Source organism: Mesotoga sp. UBA5847, from assembly GCF_002432735.1.
GTDB lineage: Bacteria > Thermotogota > Thermotogae > Petrotogales > Kosmotogaceae > Mesotoga.
In genome coordinates, this window is record NZ_DJGL01000020.1 from 1 (window position 1) to 666 (window position 666).

Genomic DNA, 666 nt, shown 5'->3' on the forward strand with positions numbered 1-666 from the left:
CTTTTCGGGAACTTAGGATACATTGCTCCACTTCGCTTCTGTCTGGAAAGGGCAGTATTTCTGCATCAATTGACTGGAGAATACCCTCGTAATCTTCGATCACACCTGGGAACTTCCTTCTCAATACTCTCTCAACCTCTGAAACACTGAACCTCGCAAGCAGAAGCACATGATTGGAATGCACCATGGTATGCAAGAGGAGTCCTTCCATTCCGTCGAAAACAATGCCTGAGAGGAATGTGTTCGAATCAATCATCACTCTCATGATAAATCTCTGTGAAGAGCTTCTTTCTGACCTTTTCCAGCTCGTTTTCCAATTCTTCCTTAGTATAGCCTCTGGCCTCCGCCTCTTTCTGAAACTCCTTGACTATCATGTCGAAAGGCGACACCAGCTGATAGATTATCTTATCTCCTTCCACAGAGACCTTGAACCTGCTGTCGGGAGTGATCTTCAGTTTATCTCTCGCTTCCTTTGGTATTGTTATTTGTCCTCTCTCCGTTGGCCTAAGTAATCTGGTCGACACGCCATCACCTCCAGCAAGTAATATGATATCATGAATTCATATTTCCTATGTATGATCAGTTTTCTTCATCAACGAAGCTGTTAAACGAGATCAATTATGAAATAAACACAACTTTCATCCCAAAGCAAGTCTGTTTGATCAG

At 42.9% G+C, this 666-nt stretch carries 2 protein-coding genes; both read right to left on the bottom strand.

Annotated features, from left to right (window positions below; all coding sequences use genetic code 11):
• Positions 1-265: hypothetical protein (locus B3K91_RS02590; RefSeq protein WP_292593939.1), on the bottom strand; the 265-nt coding region annotated here is incomplete at its 3' end.
• Entirely contained in the window at positions 249-524 is a 276-nt protein-coding gene (locus B3K91_RS02595; RefSeq protein WP_214061305.1) for an AbrB/MazE/SpoVT family DNA-binding domain-containing protein, read from the bottom strand. The genes B3K91_RS02590 and B3K91_RS02595, both read right to left, overlap by 17 nt.
• Positions 525-666 lie beyond the last annotated feature (142 nt).